This is a genomic window from Ruegeria sp. BK1, assembly GCF_056535645.1.
The window spans coordinates 2,193,443-2,218,033 of sequence record NZ_JBQFIS010000001.1; the positions used below are offsets into that span (position 1 = coordinate 2,193,443).

The 24,591-nt window shown below is 59.3% G+C and carries 25 protein-coding genes; 16 read left to right on the forward strand and 9 right to left on the reverse strand.

Features of this window, described 5'->3' with window-relative positions; translation table 11 throughout:
• Positions 1 to 19: 19 nt before the first annotated feature.
• Both ACR3E7_RS10990 and rsmI read right to left on the reverse strand, forming a co-directional pair.
• Entirely contained in the window at positions 20 to 391 is a 372-nt protein-coding gene (locus ACR3E7_RS10990) for a YraN family protein (protein ID WP_480504524.1), read from the reverse strand.
• A 1-nt stretch (position 392) separates the two neighbouring features.
• Entirely contained in the window at positions 393 to 1,250 is an 858-nt protein-coding gene (rsmI, locus tag ACR3E7_RS10995) for a 16S rRNA (cytidine(1402)-2'-O)-methyltransferase (protein WP_480504522.1), read from the reverse strand.
• Positions 1,251 to 1,338: 88 nt separating this feature from the next.
• Here rsmI and ACR3E7_RS11000 point away from each other — a divergent pair, with 88 nt between their 5' ends.
• Genes ACR3E7_RS11000 through murJ form a run of 3 tightly spaced genes read left to right on the forward strand, consistent with a single transcriptional unit; the run spans position 1,339 to position 6,828 of the window.
• Positions 1,339 to 2,511, forward strand: a complete 1,173-nt coding sequence (locus ACR3E7_RS11000; RefSeq protein WP_480504520.1) for a penicillin-binding protein activator — start codon at positions 1,339 to 1,341, stop codon at positions 2,509 to 2,511.
• On the forward strand, positions 2,471 to 5,290 hold the full coding sequence (locus ACR3E7_RS11005; protein WP_480504519.1) for a [protein-PII] uridylyltransferase: 2,820 nt from the start codon (positions 2,471 to 2,473) through the stop codon (positions 5,288 to 5,290). Before ACR3E7_RS11000 ends, ACR3E7_RS11005 begins: the two co-directional genes overlap by 41 nt.
• A complete protein-coding gene (gene murJ / locus ACR3E7_RS11010; RefSeq protein WP_480504517.1) occupies positions 5,287 to 6,828 on the forward strand; it encodes a murein biosynthesis integral membrane protein MurJ in 1,542 nt (513 codons plus the stop codon). Before ACR3E7_RS11005 ends, murJ begins: the two co-directional genes overlap by 4 nt.
• Here the strand turns inward: murJ and ACR3E7_RS11015 are convergent, their stop codons facing one another.
• Positions 6,829 to 7,515 carry a rhomboid family intramembrane serine protease gene (locus tag ACR3E7_RS11015; RefSeq protein WP_480504515.1) on the reverse strand — a complete coding sequence of 229 codons (687 nt, stop codon included), beginning with the start codon at positions 7,513 to 7,515 and terminating at the stop codon, positions 6,829 to 6,831. It abuts the gene before it with no gap.
• A gap of 86 nt (positions 7,516 to 7,601) precedes the next feature.
• Here ACR3E7_RS11015 and trpS point away from each other — a divergent pair, with 86 nt between their 5' ends.
• The 13 genes from trpS (at position 7,602) to ACR3E7_RS11080 (ending at position 19,072) form a co-directional block, all read left to right on the forward strand.
• The gene (gene trpS / locus ACR3E7_RS11020; protein WP_480504513.1) at positions 7,602 to 8,630 is read left to right on the forward strand and encodes a tryptophan--tRNA ligase; all 1,029 of its coding nucleotides are present in this window, start codon (positions 7,602 to 7,604) and stop codon (positions 8,628 to 8,630) included.
• Positions 8,631 to 8,689: 59 nt separating this feature from the next.
• Entirely contained in the window at positions 8,690 to 9,553 is an 864-nt protein-coding gene (locus tag ACR3E7_RS11025; protein ID WP_480504511.1) for a branched-chain amino acid aminotransferase, read from the forward strand.
• A gap of 60 nt (positions 9,554 to 9,613) precedes the next feature.
• Positions 9,614 to 10,069: a universal stress protein gene (locus ACR3E7_RS11030; RefSeq protein WP_170772489.1), complete on the forward strand. Its 456-nt coding sequence runs from the start codon at positions 9,614 to 9,616 to the stop codon at positions 10,067 to 10,069.
• Positions 10,070 to 10,078: 9 nt separating this feature from the next.
• Positions 10,079 to 10,672 carry a DsbA family protein gene (locus tag ACR3E7_RS11035; protein ID WP_480504509.1) on the forward strand — a complete coding sequence of 198 codons (594 nt, stop codon included), beginning with the start codon at positions 10,079 to 10,081 and terminating at the stop codon, positions 10,670 to 10,672.
• A 69-nt stretch (positions 10,673 to 10,741) separates the two neighbouring features.
• The gene (locus tag ACR3E7_RS11040) at positions 10,742 to 11,305 is read left to right on the forward strand and encodes a NifU family protein (RefSeq protein ID WP_170772492.1); all 564 of its coding nucleotides are present in this window, start codon (positions 10,742 to 10,744) and stop codon (positions 11,303 to 11,305) included.
• Complete coding sequence (gene tsaB / locus ACR3E7_RS11045) at positions 11,295 to 11,882, forward strand: tRNA (adenosine(37)-N6)-threonylcarbamoyltransferase complex dimerization subunit type 1 TsaB (RefSeq protein WP_480504507.1); 588 nt, start codon at positions 11,295 to 11,297, stop codon at positions 11,880 to 11,882. Before ACR3E7_RS11040 ends, tsaB begins: the two co-directional genes overlap by 11 nt.
• Positions 11,879 to 12,292: a GNAT family N-acetyltransferase gene (locus ACR3E7_RS11050; RefSeq protein ID WP_170789745.1), complete on the forward strand. Its 414-nt coding sequence runs from the start codon at positions 11,879 to 11,881 to the stop codon at positions 12,290 to 12,292. The genes tsaB and ACR3E7_RS11050 overlap by 4 nt, the downstream gene beginning before the upstream one ends.
• Positions 12,293 to 12,450: 158 nt before the next feature.
• Positions 12,451 to 13,449, forward strand: coding sequence for a BMP family lipoprotein (locus ACR3E7_RS11055; RefSeq protein ID WP_170772498.1), 999 nt, complete (start codon positions 12,451 to 12,453; stop codon positions 13,447 to 13,449).
• 87 nt (positions 13,450 to 13,536) lie between these two features.
• On the forward strand, positions 13,537 to 15,066 hold the full coding sequence (locus ACR3E7_RS11060) for an ABC transporter ATP-binding protein (protein ID WP_170784865.1): 1,530 nt from the start codon (positions 13,537 to 13,539) through the stop codon (positions 15,064 to 15,066).
• A gap of 3 nt (positions 15,067 to 15,069) precedes the next feature.
• Positions 15,070 to 16,164, forward strand: coding sequence for an ABC transporter permease (locus tag ACR3E7_RS11065; RefSeq protein ID WP_170751759.1), 1,095 nt, complete (start codon positions 15,070 to 15,072; stop codon positions 16,162 to 16,164).
• Positions 16,164 to 17,132, forward strand: a complete 969-nt coding sequence (locus ACR3E7_RS11070) for an ABC transporter permease (protein ID WP_170789742.1) — start codon at positions 16,164 to 16,166, stop codon at positions 17,130 to 17,132. The genes ACR3E7_RS11065 and ACR3E7_RS11070 overlap by 1 nt, the downstream gene beginning before the upstream one ends.
• A 249-nt stretch (positions 17,133 to 17,381) precedes the next feature.
• On the forward strand, positions 17,382 to 18,302 hold the full coding sequence (locus ACR3E7_RS11075; protein ID WP_170772506.1) for a sulfite exporter TauE/SafE family protein: 921 nt from the start codon (positions 17,382 to 17,384) through the stop codon (positions 18,300 to 18,302).
• Positions 18,303 to 18,304: 2 nt separating this feature from the next.
• On the forward strand, positions 18,305 to 19,072 hold the full coding sequence (locus ACR3E7_RS11080) for a TIGR02186 family protein (protein WP_170772508.1): 768 nt from the start codon (positions 18,305 to 18,307) through the stop codon (positions 19,070 to 19,072).
• Between the two features lies 1 nt (position 19,073).
• Here ACR3E7_RS11080 and ACR3E7_RS11085 read toward each other — a convergent pair whose 3' ends face one another.
• The 6 genes from ACR3E7_RS11085 to ccrA form a co-directional block, all read right to left on the reverse strand.
• Positions 19,074 to 19,802 carry an SDR family oxidoreductase gene (locus ACR3E7_RS11085; RefSeq protein WP_480504503.1) on the reverse strand — a complete coding sequence of 243 codons (729 nt, stop codon included), beginning with the start codon at positions 19,800 to 19,802 and terminating at the stop codon, positions 19,074 to 19,076.
• Positions 19,799 to 21,331, reverse strand: coding sequence for an ATP-dependent DNA helicase (locus tag ACR3E7_RS11090; protein WP_170789739.1), 1,533 nt, complete (start codon positions 21,329 to 21,331; stop codon positions 19,799 to 19,801). Before ACR3E7_RS11090 ends, ACR3E7_RS11085 begins: the two co-directional genes overlap by 4 nt.
• Before the next feature lie 60 nt (positions 21,332 to 21,391).
• Positions 21,392 to 22,030, reverse strand: a complete 639-nt coding sequence (locus ACR3E7_RS11095) for an acyl-homoserine-lactone synthase (protein WP_480504500.1) — start codon at positions 22,028 to 22,030, stop codon at positions 21,392 to 21,394.
• 83 nt (positions 22,031 to 22,113) lie between these two features.
• Entirely contained in the window at positions 22,114 to 22,833 is a 720-nt protein-coding gene (locus ACR3E7_RS11100) for a helix-turn-helix transcriptional regulator (RefSeq protein ID WP_170789737.1), read from the reverse strand.
• Positions 22,772 to 22,990: a hypothetical protein gene (locus ACR3E7_RS11105; protein ID WP_170784701.1), complete on the reverse strand. Its 219-nt coding sequence runs from the start codon at positions 22,988 to 22,990 to the stop codon at positions 22,772 to 22,774. The genes ACR3E7_RS11100 and ACR3E7_RS11105 overlap by 62 nt, the downstream gene beginning before the upstream one ends.
• Before the next feature lie 207 nt (positions 22,991 to 23,197).
• A complete protein-coding gene (gene ccrA, locus ACR3E7_RS11110) occupies positions 23,198 to 24,484 on the reverse strand; it encodes a crotonyl-CoA carboxylase/reductase (protein WP_170772516.1) in 1,287 nt (428 codons plus the stop codon).
• Between the last annotated feature and the right edge of the window lie 107 nt (positions 24,485 to 24,591).

Consider the following 24,591-nt stretch of genomic DNA (forward strand, 5'->3'; position numbering starts at 1 on the left):
CCCGAGGGTTCAATGGGGGTCAGGCTTGCCCAAAGGCGTTTTCAACGATTTTGACTGCGCCAGTTGCATCCACCAGCGCTGCGTCAAAGCGCACATTCGTCAGTTGTCCTGCGGGTTCATTTTCCAAAAACTGTGAAGCAGAGGCGCAGATCCGTTTCATCTGACGCTGGTTGATCCGTGCCGCAGCTCGGTCAAAACTGCTGCTTTTCTTAACTTCAATGAACACAAGGCAGTCACCATCCCGCGCGATCAGGTCAATCTCCCCTCCGGCCCCGCGCCAGCGGCGATGTGCGATGGAATAGCCGCGACGTTCATAGTCCGTAGCCACCTGCATTTCAGCGGATTGGCCTGCCTGATAAGAAACTGAACTTCGAACAGCGCGTGCGGACATGTCATCTCTTTCCCAGCTTCAGAGCCTTTTGATAGATCGGGCGACGGGGCAGTTTGAACATATCCGACACCAGATCTGCCGCATCCCGAACCGAATGGGTTTCCAAGGCTTCCTTCAAAGCCTGTTCTACGTCCAATTCGTTAACAGTTTCCGAATGCCCGCGATCCACAAGCAGGACAATTTCGCCTTTGACAGTCTGTCCGCTTAAATCAGCGGCCAACTCGGCCAGAGTTCCGCGTTTCACTTCCTCGAATTTCTTGGTCAGTTCCCGGCACATTGCCGCTTGTCTTGTGTCACCCAACATTGCGGCCAAGTCCGACAGGCAGGCCGCAACGCGCTTGGGTGATTCGTAGAAGATCAGTGTGCCCGGCACATCGCGCAGCGCCTCGATCCTTGACTTTCGCGCGTTCGATGAGTTGGGCAGGAATCCAGCGAAAAAGAAGGCATCCGTGGGCAGGCCAGCAAGCGTCAGCGCCATCAAAGCCGCCGAGGGACCTGGGGCGCAGGTGACGGTGTGCCCCGCTTCGGCCGCCTGGCGGCCAAGGTCATAGCCCGGATCGGCAATCAAAGGCATCCCGGCTTCGGACGCGTAGGCCACCGAGCTGCCATCCGCCAGAGCTTGCAGAATTTTCTGTCGCGCGCCAGCGCCGCTGTGATCGTGATAGGCCAGAATACGACGGCCTTCCAGCGGAACACCGTGTATCTCCATCAACCGGCGCAGGCTGCGGGTGTCTTCCGCCGCGATCACATCTGCCGAGGCCAACACGTCCAGTGCCCTGAGCGTAATGTCGCGCGCCGTGCCGATCGGAGTGGCAACAAAATACAGGCCCGAGCCCAATCTGACTTTTTGGTGATTCAAAGCTGGACCCTCACAGCGTGACGTTTATTATCGCGGCCTAACAGAATGGCGGAGCATCAAGCCGCTGGGACAGGGAGTTTTCTTTTAGATGTTTAGCGTTTGCAAGCCCGTTCGCAAACTGGCGAAATCCGCCATCGCATTGGCAACCGCGGCGCTTTTGACCGCCTGCGTCCCCGGCGGAACCGGTGGTGGCCCCTCGATCAACACGTCCAAACCCGTTCCCGTGGCCCTGCTGGTTCCAGCAGGTTCAGCGAATTCGGGTGACGCAGCGCTGGCCCGTAGCCTGGAAAACGCGGCCCGCCTGGCCATGGCGGACTTGCAGAATGTGCAAATTGATCTGAGGGTCTATGACACGCAAGGCAACTCGGGCACAGCCTCGGCTGCGGCGCAACGTGCGGTTGCCGAGGGGGCCAAAATCATCCTGGGGCCGGTTTATGCGCAGGCCGCAAACTCGGCCGGTCTGGCGGTTTTGAACAACAACGTCAATGTCCTCTCCTTCTCAAACAACACAAGCATTGCAGGTGGCAATGTTTTTGTTCTGGGTCCGACTTTTGACAACACGGCCAACAGGCTGGTCAATTTCGCTGGATCGCAAGGCAAGAACGGAATGGTCATCGTACATTCCAACGATGCCGCGGGCCAGTTGGGCCAATCCGCAATTGCCCGCGCGCTGAGCACCAGCCGGGTGAATAATGCGGGCACGGTCGGCTATGACCGGTCACAACAGGGCGTGATCAACTCGGTGCCGACGATCAAAGCAACCGTCGATGCCGCAGGCGCGGATTCGATCATCCTGACAGCGACTACGGCGGGGGCTCTGCCGCTGCTGTCGCAGCTTTTGCCCGAAGCAGGCGTGTCACCGACCACAACGCAATATATTGGCCTGACCCGCTGGGACATCCCGGCACAAACACTAGAGCTGCCGGGTGTGCAGGGGGGCTGGTTCGCATTGCCCGACCCTGCCAAGGCGCAAGCCTACCGCCAGCGTTATAACAACACCTATGGCGAAGCGCCTCATCCGATCAGCGGGTTGGCCTATGACGGTATTGCCGCGATCGGCGCTCTGGTCAGTCAGGGGAAAGCAGACGCGCTGACGGCTTCTGCCCTGACCCAGAATGCCGGTTTCCAAGGTGTCGGCGGCATCTTCCGCCTGCGCCCCGATGGCACCAATGAACGCGGTCTGGCAGTCGCCACGATCCAGAATAAACAGGTAGTAGTGATTGACCCTGCCCCACAAAGCTTCTCTGGCGCCGGTTTCTGATCGACCGGCCCTGACGCTGACCCCCAAGGGTGAGCTGATTTGCTCGGCCGAAGATATTTTCGACAGTGCCGCCGTCATGGCCGATCTTTCGGAGGCCTTTGAAAACACCGCAGACAACAGCGCACGGCGATCCGAGACTGTGCGCGTCCTGCGTGCTGCGCAAAAGGCTGGGCGTCAGGCCATTGCCGACGCCTTTGCCCAGCGTCCGTTCGACGCGCGCCCTTTAACCCATTCCTACACCTATCTGACCGATGGGCTGGTCTGTACGGCGATGCAGGTGGCCAGCCAAGATCTGCACCCTCTGGCGACGCCAACGCAGGGCGAAAGGATCGCGGTTCTGGCAGTGGGCGGCTATGGCCGGGGTGAAATGGCCCCGTCATCGGATGTCGATCTGCTGTTTCTGACCCCCTACAAGATCACCGCCTGGGCCGAGAGTGTTATCGAATCCATGCTGTATATCCTGTGGGATCTGCGGCTGAAGGTCGGGCATTCCTCGCGCACGATCAAGGATTGCCTGCGGCTGGGGGCCGAGGATTTCACCATCCGAACGGCGATGCTGGAACAGCGCTATCTGGCTGGTGAAACAACATTGTCAGATGAACTGAACACCCGCTTGCGGGATGAGCTGTTCAAAGGCAGCGAACGGGCCTTTATCGAAGCCAAACTGCAAGAGCGTGACGAACGCCACCAGAAGCAAGGCCAGCGCTATATGGTCGAGCCCAATGTCAAAGAGGGCAAAGGCGGGCTGCGTGATCTGCAATCGCTCTATTGGATCGCCAAGTACATTTATGGCGTGCAGGACGTGGCCGAACTGGTGCCACTTGGCCTGTTCACACCTGATGAGTTCAACACATTCGTTCAGGCCGAAGATTTCCTGTGGGCCGTGCGCTCGCACCTGCATCTGGTCACTGGGCGCGCAACCGAACAACTGACCTTTGACATGCAGGTCGAGGTGGCCGAGCGCATGGGATACGAGGATCGCGCGGGACGACGCGCGGTCGAGGTGTTCATGCAGCGCTATTTCCGCGAAGCGACGAAGGTGGGTGAGCTGACCCGCATCTTCCTGACTAAGTTGGAAGCCACCCATATGAAGGGTGCGCCTCTGCTTGAGCGGATATTCCGTCGCCGTCCAAAGGCCAAACCGGGTTACAAGGTGGTGCATGGACGTCTGGATGTGGCCGACGCCGAGAAGTTTCTGGCCGATAAGCTGAACCTGCTGCGCCTGTTCGAAGAAGGGTTGCGCACGGGGATGCTGATTCACCCGGATGCTATGCGCTTGGTAACAGCCAATCTGAACCTGATCGACGACGACATGCGCGAGGACAAGGAAGCCCAGCGCATCTTCCTTGATCTGATGCTGAAACATGGCAATCCAGAACGCGCCCTGCGCCGGATGAACGAGTTGGGGGTCCTGTCGGCCTTTATCCCGGAATTCGAGCACATCGTCGCGATGATGCAGTTCAACATGTATCACAGCTACACGGTGGACGAGCACACCATCCAGTGCATCGTGAACCTCGCCCAGATCGAACGGGGCGAGTTGATCGAGTCACTACCGCTGGCCTCTTCGATTCTGAAAAAGGGGGTGAACCGCAAGGTTCTGTATGTCGCCCTGCTGATCCACGATATTGCCAAGGGGCGGCCTGAAGATCACTCGATCCTCGGCGCACAGTTGGCCCGCAAAATTGCACCTCGGCTTGGGTTGAACAAGGCTGACGCGGAAACGGTCGAATGGCTGGTGCGCTATCATTTGCTGATGTCCGACATGGCGCAGAAGCGCGATATTTCCGACCCGCGCACAGTGCGCGACTTTGCTAAGGCGGTGAAAACGGTCAAGCGGCTGGACCTGCTGACTGTCCTGACGGTCTGTGACATTCGCGGCGTCGGTCCGGATACCTGGAACAACTGGAAGGCCACCCTGTTGCGCGCACTGCACGCGGAAACCAAACGCGCGCTTGAGACCGGGATGGAAGACCTCAACCGTGCCAATCGCGGGGCTGAGGCGAAAAAGACCCTACGCGCCGAATTGGCCGATTGGTCCAAGGCCGACCTCAAGACCGAGACCGGGCGGCATTACGACCCGTATTGGCAGGGGCTCAACCTCTCGACCCATGTGGAATTCGCCGAGATGCTGCAGGCACTTGACCGCAGTGGCGACGCGGGCGCGATGGAGATTCGCCTGCAACCGGACGAGGACCGCGACGCCACCCGCGCCTGTTTCGCCATGGGCGACCATCCGGGCATCTTTGCACGGATTGCGGGGGCCTTGGCGCTGGTTGGGGCAAACGTGGTCGATGCGCGTAGCTATACGACCAAGGATGGTTATGTCACGGATGCGTTCTGGATACAGGACGCAGATGGCCGCCCATTCGAAGCCAGCCGCCTGCCACGCCTGACGCAGATGATACACAAAACGCTAAAGGGCGAAGTTGTGGCGCGCGACGCGCTGAAATCGCGCGACAAGATCAAGAAACGCGAACGCGCCTTTAACGTGCCGACACATATCATCTTCGACAATGACGGGTCTGAAATCTATACGATTATCGAGGTCGATACCCGCGACCGCCCCGGTCTGCTCTATGATCTGGCTCGCACGCTGGCCGCAGCGAATGTCTATGTCGCCAACGCGGTGATCGCGACCTATGGCGAGCAGGTGGTGGACACGTTCTATGTCAAGGATATGTTCGGGCTGAAATACCACTCCGAAAGCAAGCAGCGTGGGCTTGAGGCCAAGCTGCGCAAAGCCATCACCGAGGGCGCCGAGCGCGCGGAATCATGAAGCAGATCCGGCTGTTCTCGGGCCTGTTCACGGTCGGGTTCTGGACCCTGGCCAGTCGGATATTGGGGTTCCTGCGGGAAATCCTGCTGACGGCTTTTATCGGGCCGGGCCCGGTGATGGACGCCTTTGTGGCCGCCTTCCGCCTGCCCAACATGTTCCGCCGCTTCTTTGCCGAAGGTGCGTTCAACGCGGCCTTCGTCCCGATGTTTTCCAAACGGCTGGAAGGGGACGAGAACGCCGTAGGTTTCGCACAGGACGCCTTCAACCTGCTGGCTGTGGCCGTTTTGGCGCTGGTTGGGCTGGCGATGGTGTTCATGCCCGCACTGGTCTGGATCACCGCCGAAGGGTTTTACGGCGACGACCGGTTCGATCTGGCCGTGGATTATGGTTACGTGGTTTTCCCTTACATCTTGTTCATGTCACTGGCAGCACTGTTTTCGGGCGTTCTGAACGCCACGGGCCGCTTTGCGGCCGCTGCCGCAGCGCCCGTTCTGCTGAACATTTTCGCCTGCACCGCCATGATCGCCGGAGCACTGTCGGGTGGCGAAGTCATCCGCTGGCTGATCGCCATCATCCCCTTGGCCGGTGTGGCGCAGCTTGCACTGGTCTGGGTCGCGACCGAGCGCGCGGGTATCCGTATCCGCCCCGGCCTGCCGAAACTCAGCCCCGAGATGAAGCGTATGGTCCGTATAGCCGTTCCCGCCGCGCTGGCGATGGGGGTGACACAGGTCAATCTGGTGGTGGGGCAGCTTGTGGCCTCAAAAACCGAAAACGCGGTCAGTTGGTTGTTTGCCGCGGACCGGCTGTATCAACTGCCTTTGGGTGTGGTGGGCATCGCCGTGGGAATCGTGTTGCTGCCTGACCTGTCTCGCCGCCTGCGTGCGGGTGACAAAAACGGCGCCCGCAACGCCTTTTCCCGCGCCGGAGAGTTCACGCTGCTGCTGACCCTTCCATCAACCGTGGCCTTTGTGATCATGCCGATCCCTCTGGTCTCGGTCCTGTTCGAGCGTGGCCAATTTACCGCCGAGGATACCGCCGCCACCGCGCTGGCCGTGGCGATCTATGGTATCGGCCTGCCTGCTTTCATGCTGCAAAAGCTGCTGCAACCGCTGTTCTTCGCGCGCGAGGACACAAAATCTCCGTTCCGCTATGCGGTGGTGGCGATGGTGGTGAACGCGGGGCTGGCCTTTGGGCTTTATCCGCTGGTGGGCTGGATTGCGCCTGCGATTGCGGCCTCGGTCGCCGGGTGGGCCATGGTCGGACTGCTGGCGCTGGGCGCTCGTCGCATGGGCGAGGAGGCGCGCTTTGATGACCGGTTCAAACGCCGGGCATGGCGGATCGTGGCCGCATCGCTTGGGATGGGCGTTGGCCTTTTTGCCGCGCTTTCCCTGTTCGGGTGGGCATTTCACCTGCCAGGCTGGCGTTATGTGGCACTGTTGGCCCTCATCATCGGTGCGGCAGCGTTGTATTTTGTGCTGGGCCACCTTCTGCGCGCCTTTGAAATCACCGAGTTCAAAAAGGCACTGCGGCGGTCCTGATCAATCGCGGCGGATACCCCCAGTGATCCTTGTCCAACCGCCGGGACCAACCACAAATGACAGAGCAAAGCCTGTAGCGAACCCGCCCAGGTCCGCCACCCAATCCAGCGTTCCGCCAAAAAGCAGGCCAAACACAAGTTGGATGCCCATCAGAACCGCGATCAGACTGAACGCGCGCGACTGGTTCTCACCGACGAGCGACAGCTTGCGCCACAAGATCCACGTGAACGCGCCGATCAGGCCGTAGACCGGAGGGAACCCTCCCACCAAGGGATAGCGCGGGTCCAAGAGCAGTGCATAGACCAGCGCACCGCCAATGCCCGAGACAACAAAGATCACAAGCATCGCAACACTGCCAAAAACCTCGGCCACCATCTTGCCCATGGCCAGAACAAAAACACAGACTAAGACCGCCTGCGTGAAATTGGCCGAGACAAACGGGTAAGTCACAAAGCGGATCAGGTGTTCAAACGGCCAGCGCCCGTTTTTCATCATCCAATCGAAAATGTCCGGCGAAAACGCGTAGTGCTGCAAGGCATCCAGCCGCCAACCAATCGCTCCTGGCCCGCCGACCAGACCACGCGCGCCCAGCATGAAGATCACCTCGATCCCGAAAATGAACAAGACCAGCGCCACCACCACGGGCGGCAAAGGGTTCACGGCGGGTGTATAATGCTCACTGCTCATTGGGCTGGCCTTTCGCGGCTGTTGACGTCCCTTTGCCTCATGGGTAAGCGACGGGGGCTGATTTTTCCAGACGGGAGTTCCCTTCGATGACCGACACCCAGTTCACACCGCGCGTGTTTTCCGGCATCCAGCCGTCGGGGAACCTGCACCTTGGCAACTACCTGGGTGCGCTCAAGCGGTTCGTGGATATGCAGGGCGACGATTTTGAGACCATCTATTGCATGGTCGATCTGCACGCGATCACCGTCTGGCAGGACCCCGCCCGCCTGCGCGAAAAGACCCGCGAGGTCTGCGCCGGTTTCATCGCCGCTGGTCTGGACCCGGAAAAATCCATCCTGTTCAATCAAAGCCAAGTGCCCGAGCACACGCAACTGGCCTGGATTTTCAACTGTATCGCCCGGATGGGCTGGATGCAGCGGATGACGCAGTTCAAGGATAAGGCCGGCAAGAATGCTCAGAATGCCTCACTGGGTCTGTTTGCTTATCCGGCGCTGATGGCCGCGGACATCCTGACCTACCACGCGACGCATGTGCCGGTGGGTGAGGATCAGAAACAGCATCTGGAACTGACCCGCGACATCGCCATCAAGTTCAACCATGACTATGGCGTCGAGTTCTTCCCGGTGACCGAACCCGTCATCGGCGGCCCCGCCCCGCGCGTGATGAACCTGCGGGACGGGTCGCGCAAGATGTCGTCCTCGGACCCGTCGGATATGACGCGGATCAACATGAGCGATGACGCCGACACGATTGCCAAGAAAATCCGCAAGGCCAAGACCGACCCCGATGCTCTGCCTTCGGATGTGGATGGCCTGTCCGAACGCCCTGAGGCGCGTAATCTGGTCAATATCTACGCGGCGCTCAGCGATCAGACCGCCGAGCAGGTTCTGACCGAGGTTGGCGGCAAGCAGTTTGGCGAGTTCAAACCGATGCTGGCCGAACTGGCCGTGTCGAAACTGGCTCCGATTTCGGGCGAGATGGCCCGCCTGATGGGCGAAGAGGACGAGATTGACCGGATTCTGGCTAATGGGGCAGAAAAGGCGCGCGCTGTTGCCGCCCCGATCCTGCAACAAACTTACGAAATCGTGGGCATGGTTGGCGCAAAACAGGGCTGATTGCTCTGGACGTTACCGCGGCGTCTTCCTAGGTTTGCCGCAAAGCTTGGGAGGGCGTGATGGCAGTCGGCAAGAATATTCGCACGTATTTCGAAGGTCAATGGCATGACGGGGATGCGCCCATCATGCGGGCAGCCGATCACGGCGCTTGGCTGGGGTCGTCCGTCTTCGATGGAGCCCGCTATTTCGACGGTCTAGTCCCCGATCTTGAGGCGCACTGTGCCCGCGTGAATCGCTCGGCCGAGGCTTTGATGCTGACGCCGTTTGTGACCACCGAGCAGATGGTCGAGATCATCCGCGAAGGGCTGGAAAGTTATGCGCCGGACGCGGCGGTGTATATTCGCCCGATGTATTGGGGCATCGACGGCGACCGCACGGCAATCGTACCGCTGGAGAACAGTACGGGCTTCGCGATTTGCCTCGAAGAAATCCCAATGGCGCCCGAATCTGCGTCGGTGACACTGGGCTACACGCGCTTCCGTCGCCCGGTTCTGGAATCGGCGGTTGTAAACGCCAAGGCGGGCTGCCTTTACCCCAACAATGCGCGAATGTTGCAAGAGGTTCGGTCCAACGGTTTCTCAAACGCCCTGGTCGCGGATGCGCTGGGACATGTGGCCGAAACCGCGACTGCGAACATTTTTATGGTCCGGGATGGCGAGGTGTTCACTCCCACCCCCAATGGTACGTTTCTGGCCGGAATCACCCGCGCACGCCACATCGAAAACCTGCGTGTAGACGGTGTGACCGTGCACGAAGCGATCCTGAGTTTCGAGGATTTCCACAAAGCTGATGAGGTCTTCATGACCGGCAACATGAGCAAGATCACCCCGGTCACGGCGTTGCAGGATACGCAATATCAGGTCGGCCCCGTCGCCCGTCGCGCGCGCGAGTTGTATTGGGACTGGGCTGCCAGCACGCGATAGGCTTCGGTTGCCAGCGCGCATTTGGTCGGGCATGATCGCCCGAAATGAATGAGGACACCCATGCGTAAGTTCCTGGTGGTATTGGATGACAGCCGCGAATGCCTGAACGCAATGCGTTTTGCAGCTATGCGCGCGGCGCATACCGGCGGTGGCGTGACGATCCTGTCGGTCATTCCCCCCGATGAGTTCAACCACTGGATCGGCGTGGCAGAAGTGATGCGCGAAGAAGCCCGTGAACGTATCCACGCCCATTATGAGGTTTTCGCAAAGTGGATGCGTGACAAGCAGGGCGTCGACCCCGAATTGGCCATTCGCGAAGGCGACCCCGTGCCGCAGATCATCGAACACGTGCAATCCGACCCCGAGATTGGCGTACTCGTTCTGGGTGCAGGTGTCGAAAAGAAAGGGCCCGGCCCGCTGGTCACGCAACTGACCAAGAACTCGGGCAGCCTGCCAATTCCGATCACTATCGTTCCGGGTGACCTGAGCAAGGAAAAGCTGGAAGCGATTACCTAAGGGTCAACCATGACGCTCAGCATTCAGTTCTGGTTCGAGTTCGCCTCAACCTATTCCTACCTCAGCGCGATGCGGATCGAAGACGCCGCAGGTCGCCATGGCGTTAAGGTCGATTGGCAACCCTTTCTGCTGGGGCCGATCTTTGCTGCGCAAGGTTGGAACGACTCGCCTTTCAACCTCTATCCCGCCAAAGGTGACTACATGTGGCGTGATATGGAACGGCTGACAACGCAACGCGGGCTGCCGTTCCAGCGTCCCGGCATGTTTCCTCAGAACGGTTTGAAAGCAGCGCGGTTGACACTGGCGATCAAGGATGCGGCCCCAAAGGCCAAGTTTGTGCGGGCGGTCTATTCCGCAGAGTTTGCGGACGGTCAGAATATCGCCGACGATGACGTACTTGCCGGTTGCTTGAGCGCGGTTGGGTTGTCTGCGGGTTTCATAGACCAAGCACAGGACCCGGCGATCAAGGCGGCCCTGATCGAACAGTCCAAAACCGCGCAGGCCAAGGGGCTATTTGGCGCGCCCAGCTTTCTGGTTGGGGATGAGTTGTTCTGGGGCGATGACCGTCTGGACGATGCGATAAAGTTGGCTGCTGAAATTTAGAACCGTTCCAAATCTTGACTTCCCGCGCATGGACCCGCATATCAGGAACAACTGAAACGGAGCCGCGCCATGTTCATCCAGACCGAATCCACGCCGAACCCCGCCACCCTGAAATTCCTGCCCGGCCAGACCGTGCTGGAGGCAGGAACTGCAGACTTTCCATCGGCAGACGCGGCAGAGAAATCACCTCTGGCCAACCGGATTTTCACCGTCAGCGGTGTAACTGGCGTGTTCTTTGGCAATGATTTCGTAACCGTCACCAAATCGGAAGACGTGCAGTGGGACCATATCAAACCCGCTATCCTTGGCGCGGTGATGGAGCACTACCAATCCGGCCAGCCGGTCATGGCGGCAGATGCCACGACAGAGTCGGGCCACGCAGAACATACCGGCGAAGACGCCGAGGTGGTCAACCAGATCAAGGACCTGCTGGACAGTCGTGTGCGCCCTGCGGTCGCTCAGGATGGTGGTGACATCACCTTCCACGGATTTGACCGCGGCGTTGTCTATCTGCACATGCAGGGGGCTTGCGCGAACTGCCCGTCCTCGACCCTGACACTGAAAATGGGGATCGAGAACCTGCTGCGTCACTACATCCCCGAAGTGACCGAGGTACGCCCTGTTGCCGTCTGATCCGATCATTCTGGCGTTTGACACATCGGCCGCGCATTGCGCGGCCGCTTTGTTAGACGGGGACCAGATCGTCGCAACCCGCGTTGAACAGATGACACGTGGCCAGGCCGAACGTCTGATGCCCCTGCTTGAGGAATTGCTAGCTGAGGCAGACTGCACATGGCAGGATCTGTCGGCCATCGGCGTCGGCATCGGCCCGGGCAATTTCACTGGCATCCGCATATCGGTGTCCGCCGCACGTGGCCTTGTATTGGGTTTGGGCATCCCTGCGGTCGGAGTCTCGGGGTTCGATGCGCTTGCCGATGGCGCAGAAGACGCCTTTCCCGCCATCCGCGCGCCCCGCGATCAAGTCTATGTTGCGCCTGCTGGTCACTCGCCCGCTCTGATCCCGCTTGATCAGGCAGAATCACTCGGCCCGTTGATCTTCAATGACGACGCTGAATTGCAGGTCCGCGGCATCGCGCATGTGACCCGACAGAGATGGCAGAGCAATGACGGCCCTCCGGCCCCGCTTTATGCGCGGGCTGCGGACGCCGCTCCGTCCAAGGACCTGCCTCCGGTCCTGCTGGACGAATGACCCCCCGCGCGTTGGCCGGCACCCACGCGGCGGCCTTCACGCAGTCGCGACCGTGGACCGAGGCCGAATTCAACGACCTTCTACAGAATCACTTTACCCATGTGGTTGGAAACGAACACTCTTTCGCACTGATTCAGGTCATCGCAGACGAGGCCGAACTGCTGACAATAGCGACCTGCCCCCAGATGCAGCGTCAGGGGTTGGCGCGGGCGCGGATGGAAGAATGGCACGCTTTGGCTAAAACTTTGGGCGCGAGGCGAGCTTTTCTGGAAGTGGCGCAAGACAATGCTGCGGCAATTTCCCTGTATGAAACCTGCGGCTATCGCCCCTGCGGATTGCGACGGGGCTACTATGTGCGCGAAAACAATCAGAAAATTGACGCCGTTGTGATGGAATGTGACTTGACCTGAACGACGTATCAAATTTTTTTCGACCAGTTGGTCAAAAATCAGTTGACCCCGGCTGTTGCAAACGGCCTTAATTCCCGCCATCACAACAGATATGCTCGCTCTTAGTGGGTGAACGGGGCTATCTTGGCCCCGACCGACAATAACAACGGGAGTAACAAATGACCCTGATGAAATCCTTGATGGGCGCCGCCGCGGCCGTCGCACTGACCGCAGGTGCGGCCCTCGCTGAACCGGCCCTGATCTTCGACCTGGGTGGTAAGTTTGACAAATCGTTCAACGAGGCCGCCCATAATGGCGCGCAGCGTTGGGCCGATGAAACCGGTGGCAGCTATCGCGAGATCGAACTGCAATCCGAAGCCCAGCGCGAACAAGCTCTGCGCCGCTTTGCCGAGGCCGGTCTGAACCCGATCATCACCATGGGCTTTGCCATGGCCGATCCGCTGTCGGCTGTTGCGGGCGACTATCCCGACACCAAATTCGTCGCAGTTGACGTGAACTGGCTGGACGCGCCCAACGTGCGTCAGATCGGCTTTGCCGAGCATGAGGGCTCGTATTTGGTTGGCATGATGGCAGCGATGGCGTCTGAATCTGGCACCGTTGGTTTCATTGGTGGCATGGACATCCCGCTGATCCGTCACTTTGGCTGTGGCTATGCCCAGGGTGCCAAAGCTGTGAACCCTGACATCGAAGTTGTTGCCAACATGACCGGCACCACTCCTGCCGCATGGAACGACCCGGTGAAGGGATCGGAGCTGACCAAGGCGCAGATCAGCCAGGGTGCTGACGTGATCTATGCAGCCGCAGGCGGCACCGGCGTGGGTGTTCTGCAAACCGCTGCCGACGAAGGCATTCTGTCGATCGGCGTGGACAGCAACCAGAACCACCTGCATCCGGGTAAGGTACTGACTTCGATGCTGAAACGCGTGGACGTCGCCGTTTATGACGCGATGAAAGCGGGTGAGAACCTTGAAACCGGCGTCTTCGCCATGGGTCTGGCCGAAGAAGGCGTAGGCGTTGCCATGGACGACAACAACGCGTCGCTGGTCTCGGACGAGATGAAAGGCGCGGTCGACAAGGCGCGTCAGGACATCATTGACGGCAATGTCACGGTGACCAGCTATTACGAGAACGACAGCTGCCCCGCACTGCAGTTCTGATATCGCGCGGGCGGGGGTTTTAGCCTCCGCCCGGCCTCCTACCCTGCCGCGCGCCATGCGGCCTTTTCGGCAATCTGAGGACAAGACATGAGCGTCCCCGCCATTGAGCTTAAGGGCATTTCCAAAGCCTTTGGGCCGGTTCAGGCCAACAAAGACATCTCGATCAGCGTCACTCCCGGTACGATCCATGGGATCATCGGTGAAAACGGCGCGGGCAAGTCCACGCTGATGAGCATCCTCTACGGCTTTTACAAGGCCGATAAGGGCGAGATCTGGATTAACGGTACCAAGACCGACATCCCGGACAGCCAAGCCGCGATTGCAGCGGGCATCGGGATGGTGTTCCAGCATTTCAAGCTAGTGGAAAACTTCACCGTTCTGGAAAACATCGTTCTGGGCGCCGAGGACGGAGGGCTGCTGGCCCCCTCGCTGTCCAAAGCGCGTAAAGAACTGAAAGCGCTGGAAGAAGAATACGAGCTGTTTGTCGACCCCGACAAGCGTATCGACGAGATCGGCGTGGGCATGCAGCAGCGTGTCGAAATTCTCAAAGCACTGTATCGCAAGGCCGAAATTCTGATTCTGGACGAACCCACCGGGGTTCTGACCCCGGCCGAGGCCGATCAGCTGTTCCGCATCCTCGACCGGCTGCGGTCCGAGGGCAAGACGATCATCGTGATCACCCACAAGCTGCGCGAGATCATGGAAAACACCGACACCGTCTCGGTCATGCGGCGTGGTGAGATGACGGCCACAGTCAAAACCGCCGATACCAACCCGCAGGAACTAGCCGAGCTTATGGTTGGGCGCAAAGTGCTGTTGCAGGTTGATAAACTGCCCGCAAAACCCGGCCAGCCCGTGCTTGAGATTGAAAATCTGAGTGTCACCGATGGTGCGGGTGTCGAGCGGGTCAAAGGCATCGACCTGACCGTCCGCGCGGGTGAAATCGTGGGGATAGCTGGGGTTGCCGGAAATGGTCAGTCTGAACTGCTTGAGGTTCTGGGCGGGATGCGTCCGGGTCAAGGCACGATCCGCCTGAACGGCGCGCCCTTGGTGCTAAGCGGGGCGGGCTCGGATGGTCAAACCCGCCGTGCGCAAGGCATTGCGCATGTACCCGAGGACCGCCAGCGCGAAGGTCTGATCATGGACTTTCACGCGTGGGAGAACGTGGCCTTCGGCTATCACCGCGACCCGGCCTACAAGCGGGGGCTGTTCATGGACAACTCCGCCCTGCGCGCTGATACAGAGGCCAAGATGGAAAAGTTCGACGTCCGCCCGCCCGATGGCTGGCTTGCGGCCAAGAACTTCTCGGGCGGGAACCAGCAAAAGATCGTCGTCGCGCGCGAGATCGAGCGGAACCCCGATCTGTTGCTCGTCGGTCAACCCACCCGCGGCGTGGATATTGGCGCGATCGAGTTCATTCACAAACAGATCGTCGCTCTGCGCGATCAGGGCAAGGCGATCTTGCTGGTCTCGGTCGAGCTGGAAGAGATCTTCTCGCTGTCCGACCGGATTGCGGTGATGTTTGACGGACATATCATGGGCGAACGCCTGCCCCATGAGACGGATGAAAAAGAGCTGGGCCTGCTGATGGCCGGTGTTGCGGGAAAGGCCGCGTGAAGCATGGATAAAATGCCCAAATGGGCCGATGTCGTTCTGATCCCGCTGATCAGTCTGGTACTGGCCGCAATCCTCTCGGCGCTGGTGATCCTCGCCATAGGTGAAAACCCTATCGAGGCCGTGAACCTGATGGTCACCGGCGCGCTGGGGTCGACCTATGGCTGGGGCTATACGCTGTATTACGCGACCAACTTCATGTTCACCGGTTTGGCCGTAGCCGTGGCATTTCACGCGCGTCTGTTCAACATCGGCGGTGAAGGTCAGGCCATGCTGGGCGGTCTGGGCGTCGCCATGGTGTGCCTCTATATTGACTGGCCACACTGGAGTATTGCCCTGCTGGCCGCCTGTGTCGGATCGGCCCTGTTCGGTGCCATGTGGGCGGCAATTCCCGCCTACCTGCAAGCCAAGCGCGGCAGCCACATCGTAATCACCACGATCATGTTCAACTTCATCGCGGCAGCTTTCCTGAACTATATGCTGGTCAACGTGATGCGCCCGCAGGGCTCGCAAGACCCGGCAACCGCGCGTTTCCCCGAAACGGTGCATTTGCCAACCTTCCAATCCATGTTCTCGACCGCCGAGAATGCTCTGTTCCGCGGCGCGCCCGCGAATATCTCGTTCTTTGTGGCCTTGCTGGCCTGTGTCGCGGTCTGGGCGCTGATCTGGCGCACGCGGCTGGGCTATGAAATCCGCGCCTACGGCCATTCGGAAACCGGGGCCGTCTATGCCGGGATTTCCCCGGTGCGCATAACCATTATCGCCATGCTGATCTCGGGCGGATTGGCCGGAATGATGGCCATCAACAACGTCATGGGCGAGGCGGAACGTCTGGTCCTGAACTCGACCGAGGGCGCAGGGTTCATCGGAATCGCCGTGGCGCTGATGGGGCGGTCGCACCCGTTCGGGGTGTTCCTTGCCGCGATCTTGTTCGGGTTCCTTTATCAGGGTGGCGCAGAACTTGCGCTGTGGACCTCGATCCCGCGTGAGCTGATCGTGGTGATTCAGGCGCTTGTTATCCTGTTCACCGGAGCATTGGACAACATGGTACGGATGCCGCTTGAAAAGCTGTTCCTGAGCCTGCGGAAAGGAGCGCAGTGATGGAGGCCTTCGTAACTCTTATCCAAGTCCTCGATTCGACAATTCGACTGGCAACGCCGCTGCTGCTGGCCTGTCTGGCGGGGCTCTATTCGGAACGCGCGGGCATCTTTGACATCGGGCTTGAGGGCAAGATGCTCATGTCCGCCTTCTTCTCGGCCGCCGTGGCCGCTGTGACCGGCTCGGTCTGGCTGGGCCTTCTGGCTGGGATCGGGGCTTCACTGATCCTGTCGGCCCTGCATGGCGTTGCTTCGATCACGTTCCGGGGCAATCAGCTGATCTCGGGCGTGGCGATCAACTTCCTAGCCTCGGGGATGACAGTTCTGGTTGCACAAAGTTGGTTCCAGCAGGGCGGGCGAACCCCGTCCCTTTTCGGCGGGGGCCGGTTCGAGCCGATCAACTTCCCCTTTGCCGACGCGTTGAGCAGTGTGCCTATCATTGGGCCAATATATTCCGAGTTACTTTCAGGGCACTCGATCCTCGTCTACGTCGCTTTCCTGATGGTGCCGCTGACGTGGTGGATTCTGTACCGCACCCGTTTTGGCCTGCGTTTGCGGGCCGTGGGCGAAAACCCGGCCGCCGTTGATACGGCCGGGGTCTCGGTCGTGGGACTGCGCTTTGCTGCCGTGGCAATTTGCGGTGTTCTGTGCGGGATCGCGGGCGCCTATCTGGCGACCGCCCTGCAAGCCGGCTTCGTCAAAGAAATGACCGCCGGTCGCGGGTTCATCGCACTAGCCGCGCTGATCTTTGCCAAGTGGCGGCCCTGGCACGCGATGGGTGCCTGTCTGCTATTCGGCCTGCTTCAGGCAATTGCGCTGCGGTTCCAGAATATCGACCTTGGCGGTGTCATCATCCCTGTACAGGTCATGGACGCGCTGCCTTATATCCTGACCGTGGTCATTCTGGCCGGGTTCGTCGGCAAGGCTGTACCGCCCCGCGCGGGTGGCGAACCCTACGTGAAAGAGCGCTGATAGGTCCAGTTTCAGGATTCCTTTCAGTCCTTTTTGCTGCAGAGCGGCATGTAGAGTTGATTTTACATGCCGCACCCGCTCTAAAGAGGTATGCGAGTGTTTCCTGTGATAGCTGTCCTTGGAAAAAAGCCCACTGTGGCCGGGTTTCTGCGGATTGCCTTAGCGGGTCACAACCGGCTTCCGTCATTTTCTGTTGAAACGAGCTTTGCGGCGTTGAACGGCGCATCTGGCCTCAAGTACTAGTTTATCATGCAGATTTACCTTCCCATTGCCGAAGTTTCCGTCAACGCCTTTCTGCTGCTGGGACTCGGGGGCATGGTCGGGATTCTATCCGGCATGTTCGGTGTCGGTGGCGGGTTTCTGATGACGCCGCTGCTGTTCTTCATAGGCATCCCCCCAGCTGTCGCAGTGGCGACCGAAGCAAACCAGATCGTCGCCTCGTCCTTTTCCGGGGTGTTGGCTCATTTCAGGCGAAAGACCGTCGACCTCAAAATGGGGACTGTTTTGCTGACGGGGGGCTTAATGGGCGCGGCCCTTGGGGTGGTGGTATTCAACTACCTCAAAAGCCTCGGGCAGGTCGATCTGCTGGTCACACTGTGCTACGTCGTATTTCTGGGCGTAGTCGGCAGCCTGATGTTTATCGAAAGCCTGAATGCGCTGCGCAAGTCTAAAAAAGGCGGGGCCGCGCCCGCAGCGCGCCGTCAGCGCGGCTGGGTCCACGCGATGCCGTTCAAGATGCGCTTTCGCACGTCCGGCCTTTATATCTCGGTTATTCCGCCGGTTCTGGTCGGCCTGTGCGTGGGCGTTTTGTCCGCCATCATGGGCGTGGGCGGCGGGTTCATCATGGTGCCCGCGATGATCTATCTGCTGGGAATGCCGACAAAGGTGGTTGTTGGGACCTCGCTGTTTCAAATCATCTTCGTCACGGCCTTCACCACGATGTTGCACGCAACCACGAACTACACGGTCGATATCGTGCTGGCTGTCCTACTGCTAGTGGGCGGTGTTGTCGGGGCGCAGATCGGGACCGTGATTGGCGCGCGTATGCCGGCTGAGCAGCTTCGGGTTCTGCTGGCCGCGCTGGTTTTGGTGGTGTGCGGTAAACTGGCGCTGGACCTGCTACTGGAACCGTCCGAGCTGTATTCGCTTGGCGCGGAAGGGGGGCATTGATCATGCTGAAACGGCTGATCCTGTTACTTGCCCTCTGCACCACTCCAGCTTTGGCCGAAGAAGAATCCGTAGTGCTTGGCCTCAGCCAGGACCGCGTTGCAATCACTGCAACCTTCGACGGGTCCGAGATACTGATTTTTGGTGCCGTCAAACGCGAAACACCGATCCCGGACGGCCCTCCGCTTGAGGTGATCGTCGCCGTGGCCGGGCCGTCCAGCCCCGTAACTGTCCGGCGGAAAGAGCGTAAGCTGGGCATCTGGGTCAACACCGACAGCGTTCTGGTCGACCTCGCCCCCAGCTTTTACGCCGTGGCCACAAGCGGGCCACTGAAGGAAATCCTATCGGATACCGAGGATCTGAGATACCGCGTCTCGATCGAACGAGCCATCCGCTCGGTCGGAGCCGCTATGCACATCAAGGGCGCGCAGGATTTTGCGGATGCCGTAGTGCGTATTCGCGAGGATGAAGGCCTCTATTCGATCCGCGAAAACACCGTGGCGGTGGATGAGCAAACCTTGTTCAGAACCTCGATCGCCATGCCCGCTGACCTGACTGAGGGCGACTATGCCGCGCGAATCTTCCTGACCCGAGGTCGCGAAGTGATCTCTGAGTTCGAAACAACGATTGACGTGCGCAAGGTTGGGTTAGAGCGGTTCCTCTACAACATGTCCCGCCAACAACCGGTGTGGTACGGGCTTATGTCGCTGGTCATCGCTATTGCCGCTGGTTGGGGCGCCTCCACGGCCTTCCGCCTGCTGCGCGAAAACTGATCTAGCCGCGCCCGATATAGGGCATCGTCGTGGCCATTACCGTCATGAACTGCACATTCGCTTCGGGCGGCAAAGACGCCATGTGCAGCACGGACCGGGCTGCATCCTCAACATCCATCGTGGGATCCGGCTGCTGCCCCGCAGCAACGGCGCTGTCGACCAGTCCCTGCACCATCTGCGTTCGCGCGTTGCCGATGTCGATTTGACCGCAGGCAATGCCAAAGTCGCGCCCATCCAGCGACAGGCTGCGTGTCAGCCCCGTGATCGCGTGTTTGGTCGCCGAATAATGCACCGAATTCGCCCTGGGGACATAAGCGGCAATCGACCCGTTGTTGATGATCCGGCCGCCTTGCGGCGACTGGTGTCGCATGATCCGAAAGGCTTCGCGCGCGCACAGGAACATGCCGTTCAAGTTCACGTTGACGCTTTGGTACCAGTCGTCCAACGCGATCTCATCAATTGTACCACCGGGGGCAAAGATGCCCGCGTTGTTGAACAAGACATCCAGCCTGTCTGCCCGGTTCGAAAACGTCCGAAAAGCCCGCGCGACCGCGACCGGATCCGTCACATCTGCCGCCAGCGCGATCGCCTTGGAATGTTGTTGCGCTATTTCATTCAGCTTTTCGGCGCTACGGGCCAACAGGCCGACGGTCCAGCCGTTGTTCAGAAACAGCTCGGCTGTGGCGCGCCCTATGCCCGAGCTTGCGCCGGTTACGATGATCGTCTTCATGTCTCTTCCGCCTCCAATGTCAGCGAGGCCGCCGGAACCGCCCGCAAGTCATCAATGCGTAACGGATAGGTCGGCTTTGCCAGACGATTGCGCACGACCCAGATCAACCGCTCCTGCGCGCGCGTGATCGCCACATAAGCCAGACGTTTCCACAAAGGCTGCCCGGCCTCGGTCCGGCCCATCCGAGCGGCGGCATAGATATCCGGTGCAAAGACCTGCACTGTGTCCCATTGCGACCCCTGCGCCTTGTGGATAGTCACGGCCGCCCCATGCAGAAAAGTCGCGCCCATGCGGGCGGCATAGGGGATGAACGGCTCTTCCTCATCCGGCATTTCGATTTTGACGATCGAGGCCGCGCTGACCTGCGGGTCTTCGGCCCCCATGACATGCAGGCGCGAAAAACCCGGCTTGCGACCCGGCCCCAGATAAACAACCTGCGCCCCTTTGATCAGCCCGCGCGCCTCAAGGTCCAGACGCTTCTTGCGATGCTTCAAGGGCAGTTCGATCCCATCACAGATCAGCGGCTCGCCTTCCAGCAATTCAGTATCCGGGGCACCATGCACCTGCCGAAACGCCTGAATCAAACGAATGCGGGTCGCATTGCGCCACACCAGAACCGGGCTGCGGGCCATCAGATCAACCTCGACCCGCTGCCCCCACAGAACGCGGTCATCCTGCCGGGCCGTTTGTTCAACCAGACGCTCGAAATCTTCAAACCCCATGGCAGGGTCCGCCAGCGCATGGGCCAGATCCAGAATGGGGTTGTCTGCCGTCTGACGATGCACGCGATGCAGGATTTGTTTTCGCGGCTCGGGCAGACCGTCAAACACCATGCTGCCCGATTGATTGACCGGAGCCAACTGCGCCGGATCGCCAAACAGCAACAGTGTCGGGAAAATCTCCTGCAGGTCCTCGAACTGCCGGTCGTCCAACATCGAGGCTTCGTCTACGAACCCGATATCCAAAGGTTCTTCCCGACGTTTCCAGCCAGTAATGAAATCCGACCCGCGCAGCCCAGCAGCAGCCAAAGCACCCGGAATGGATTTGTTGTTTTCATAAAACGCGGCGGCACGGTCCAATGCCTCGTCCGTCAACCCTTCGATTTCGGGGCGTTCGTCGTTTCCGGCCAGCCACTCGGCAATCCGCTCATATTCGGGGTCATAGACCGGCGTGTAGAGAATACGGTGGATCGTGGTCGCAGGAACGCCGCGCAACCGCAACACACTGGCCGCCTTGTTGGTGGGCGCTAGAATAGCAAGGCTGCGTTTGTCCCGCGCCTTGCGGCTTTCAAAATCGCCCGAGACGATCTGAACGCCAGTTTCAGCCAGCGCCTTGTAAAGCTCGGCCAACAGCAGCGTCTTGCCCGACCCAGCCTTTCCGATCACCGCCATCACACCGGATTTGCCATTGCCCGGCAGTTTCAGAAGGGCATCGTCATCCAGATCAACGCCTGCCGACCTCAACATCTCGGCGATGTTGTCATAAGCAGCGGCTTGGTCGTCCGAGAAGGTCACTAAGGGCGTAGACATGGCGCGACCCTACAAGGCCGCGCCCGCCATCACCAGATGCGGTTTCCGGTTTTCAACAGCTTATGCCGACAGAGCAAACCGTTGCTGCCGACCGGTGCCAAACGCGGTCTTGAACCAAAGGCGCGACAGTTCACGCGGGATACCGGCACGCTCGGCCACACGGTTGCAATCGTCGGAAGAATAAGGCCACAACCCGACGGAAATCTGATCACGCCCATTCCCTTCCGAGCCAAGAACGACCGGAGACGACCCTATCAGCCGGTAAATCCGAATCATGCGCGCATCAAACACACCCGCGATATGAGTCAGGCCGAACCCTTCCATGATTTCACCCCCGCTTAGCATAATGGCACCGGCGGTATGTGGGCTGGCCGTTCGGGACAGGCAAAAGCGTGTCACCTCCCAGATCAGGGGGCTGTTGATCGGTTCACCCCCGGTCAGATGCCCGAATACTTCGTTCACCATAACGCGCCCAGTGGTAGGCAACACACGCATGGACCCGCCGTGACTACCATCCTCTTCTTCCCAGATAACGTAGAGCGGGTTCAGATCGTCATACTGATCCCTCTCTTCCCCCTTTTCGTTTATACGCACGTCCCAACCCAGCCGGGTTTTGAATTGATCGGCCCGGTCGCGGAACATTCCGTCGGCGAGATCCGGAAACTTGTGAAGTTCGTCGGCAAACAAATAGCGCAGCATGACTTTTTCCCCTTGTCGTCCTGTGCAAGAACGAAGGGGGTACAAAGTCGTGGTTAATTTCCGGTTCGAGGGGCGCGCGGTCGTTAAACGACTATTAATCCCCGACTGAGCGCCGTTGCGATCGCGTGGGTGGTATTCTGTGCCCCAAGCTTGGCGCGGGCGCTTTCGATATAAACACGCAGCGTGTGTTCAGAGATTGACAAGGAATGCGCCACTTGCGCTCGGCTATAGCCCAGCGCCAGAAGGGTCATGGCATCCACCTCGCGTGGGGACAGCCCGCGCGGCGCATCCGGTTGACGGTCGCGTTCAAACTCCAGCGCCTTTCGATTGAAATAATGCGCAATCAGGATCAGCTCACGCCCATGGGTATCGATGAAAGCTTTCCAACTGGCATCGTCGCAGGTGTGGTTTACGGTGAACAGCGCAAACTGGCCGTTCGGGCCCCGGATCGGGATCGAATAGCCCTGGTTGCCTACCCCGTGCTCCAACGCGTCCTGTAGGAAATTCTTCGCCACCTTGCCGGACCAGTCCAGAGATTTCCAATCCACAGGATGAAAGCGCTGAAAGCATCCCAGGATGACGGGGTCAATACGGTGGTAATTCCGCTCGAGATATCTTTCGGCCCAGGCGTCGGGATAGGTCGTATACCCGTACTGGTCCCCGGCCCCGTCGACCCAATGATAGATCAGATGCTCGATGTGCAATCGGTCGCGTAATCCAAGGGCGACCGCACCCAATTCATCAAGCGTGCTGGTGTTTTCCAAGTCCTCCAGGACCTGAGCCATATCCAGATCTGTTCCCATTCGCGGGCGTCCGAGCCTCATCCTTCAAGGACGCAATCTCGGCCGCTGCGATCAGCTTGGTGTCATCCAACTGCTCGGCAAGGGCGGTCAAACCGTTCTCAACCGCAAAGGCGTTGAGATCCGACAAAACGTCCAGTATCCACTCATTTTTCGCCATCTAGAGTCGCTCCGAAACGGTTAACGAAGGGTTAACACAACCATAACATGTGCAGTGTTTTTTAGGCTATTCACTGGTTTCTACTCCCCAAAAATAGCGGGGCCGGGTTCTGCAAGTCGTTGAAAAGGATCACCTGCGCATAAAACGCAGCGCGCCCGCGAACCTGACTAACGATTCGCGGGCGCGATTTCTGATAGAGCAGGTCGGTTATCCGCGTGCGTCCAGAACCTCTTCCAGAGTCCGCATGCCAGTGCGCGGTGCCTGAACCAGAACCGACATGTTGCCCGGTTTATGTTCGTTGCGCATCATTTTCATGTGGGCTTCGGGCAGCTCGTTCCACGCAAAGACTTCAGACATGCAAGGGTCCAGACGACGTTCGACCATCAACTGGTTCGCAGCGGACGCCTGTTTCAGGTGCGCGAAGTGCGAACCTTGCAGGCGCTTCTGGTGCATCCACATGTAACGCACGTCGAAGGTCAGGTTATAGCCGGTTGTTCCGGCGCAGATCACGACCATACCGCCCTTTTTCACAACGAAGGTCGAGACAGGGAAGGTGCTTTCGCCGGGGTGTTCGAACACCATGTCGACATTCACACCCTTACCGGTGATGTCCCAAATGGCCTTGCCGAATTTGCGGGCCTCTTTGAACCACTCGGCATATTCCGGCGTGTTGACGGTAGGCAGCTGACCCCAGCAGTTGAAATCTTTGCGATTCAGAACGCCCTTTGCGCCCAGACCCATCACGAAATCACGCTTGCTTTCATCCGAGATCACACCGATCGCATTTGCGCCCGCCGTATTGATCAACTGGATCGCATAAGATCCCAGACCACCCGAAGCGCCCCAAACCAGAACGTTCTGACCGGGTTTCAGATCATGCGGCTCGTGACCGAAAAGCATCCGGTAGGCGGTGGCCAGTGTCAGCGTATAGCAGGCGCTTTCTTCCCAGGTCAAGTGCTTCGGGCGCGGCATCAACTGCTGCGCTTGGACATTGGTGAACTGGGCAAAAGACCCGTCCGGTGTCTCATAGCCCCAGATACGCTGGCTGTCGGAGTACATCGGATCGCCGCCATTGCAGGCTTCGTCGTCGCCGTCGTCCTGATTGCAATGGATCACGACCTCATCACCCACTTTCCAGCGGCGCACTTTGTCTCCCACGGCCCAGACGATGCCCGAAGCATCCGAACCCGCGATATGGAACGGTTGACCGTGACCGTCAAACGGGCTGATCGGTTTGCCCAAAGATGCCCAGACGCCGTTATAATTCACACCTGCCGCCATCACCAGAACCAGCACCTCGTGGCTGTCCAGCTTGGGCACATCGACCACTTCCAGCTGCATGGCCGTGTCCGGCTCGCCATGGCGCTCCTTGCGGATTGCCCACGCGTACATCTTCTTGGGTACAAACCCCATCGGAGGGATCTCACCCATTTCATAGAGGTCTTTTTCCGGCGCGTCGTAGGTCGCGATACCGCTTTCGGTGTCCAAAGCCATGTTGGCCTCCTTCCATCTCAATGTTTGCCGCGATGCAGAATCGCAGTCCTTACCAGATGAAATATTGGGCCTTGAGAAATATTGCAACCAATTTTGTATCTATTTTG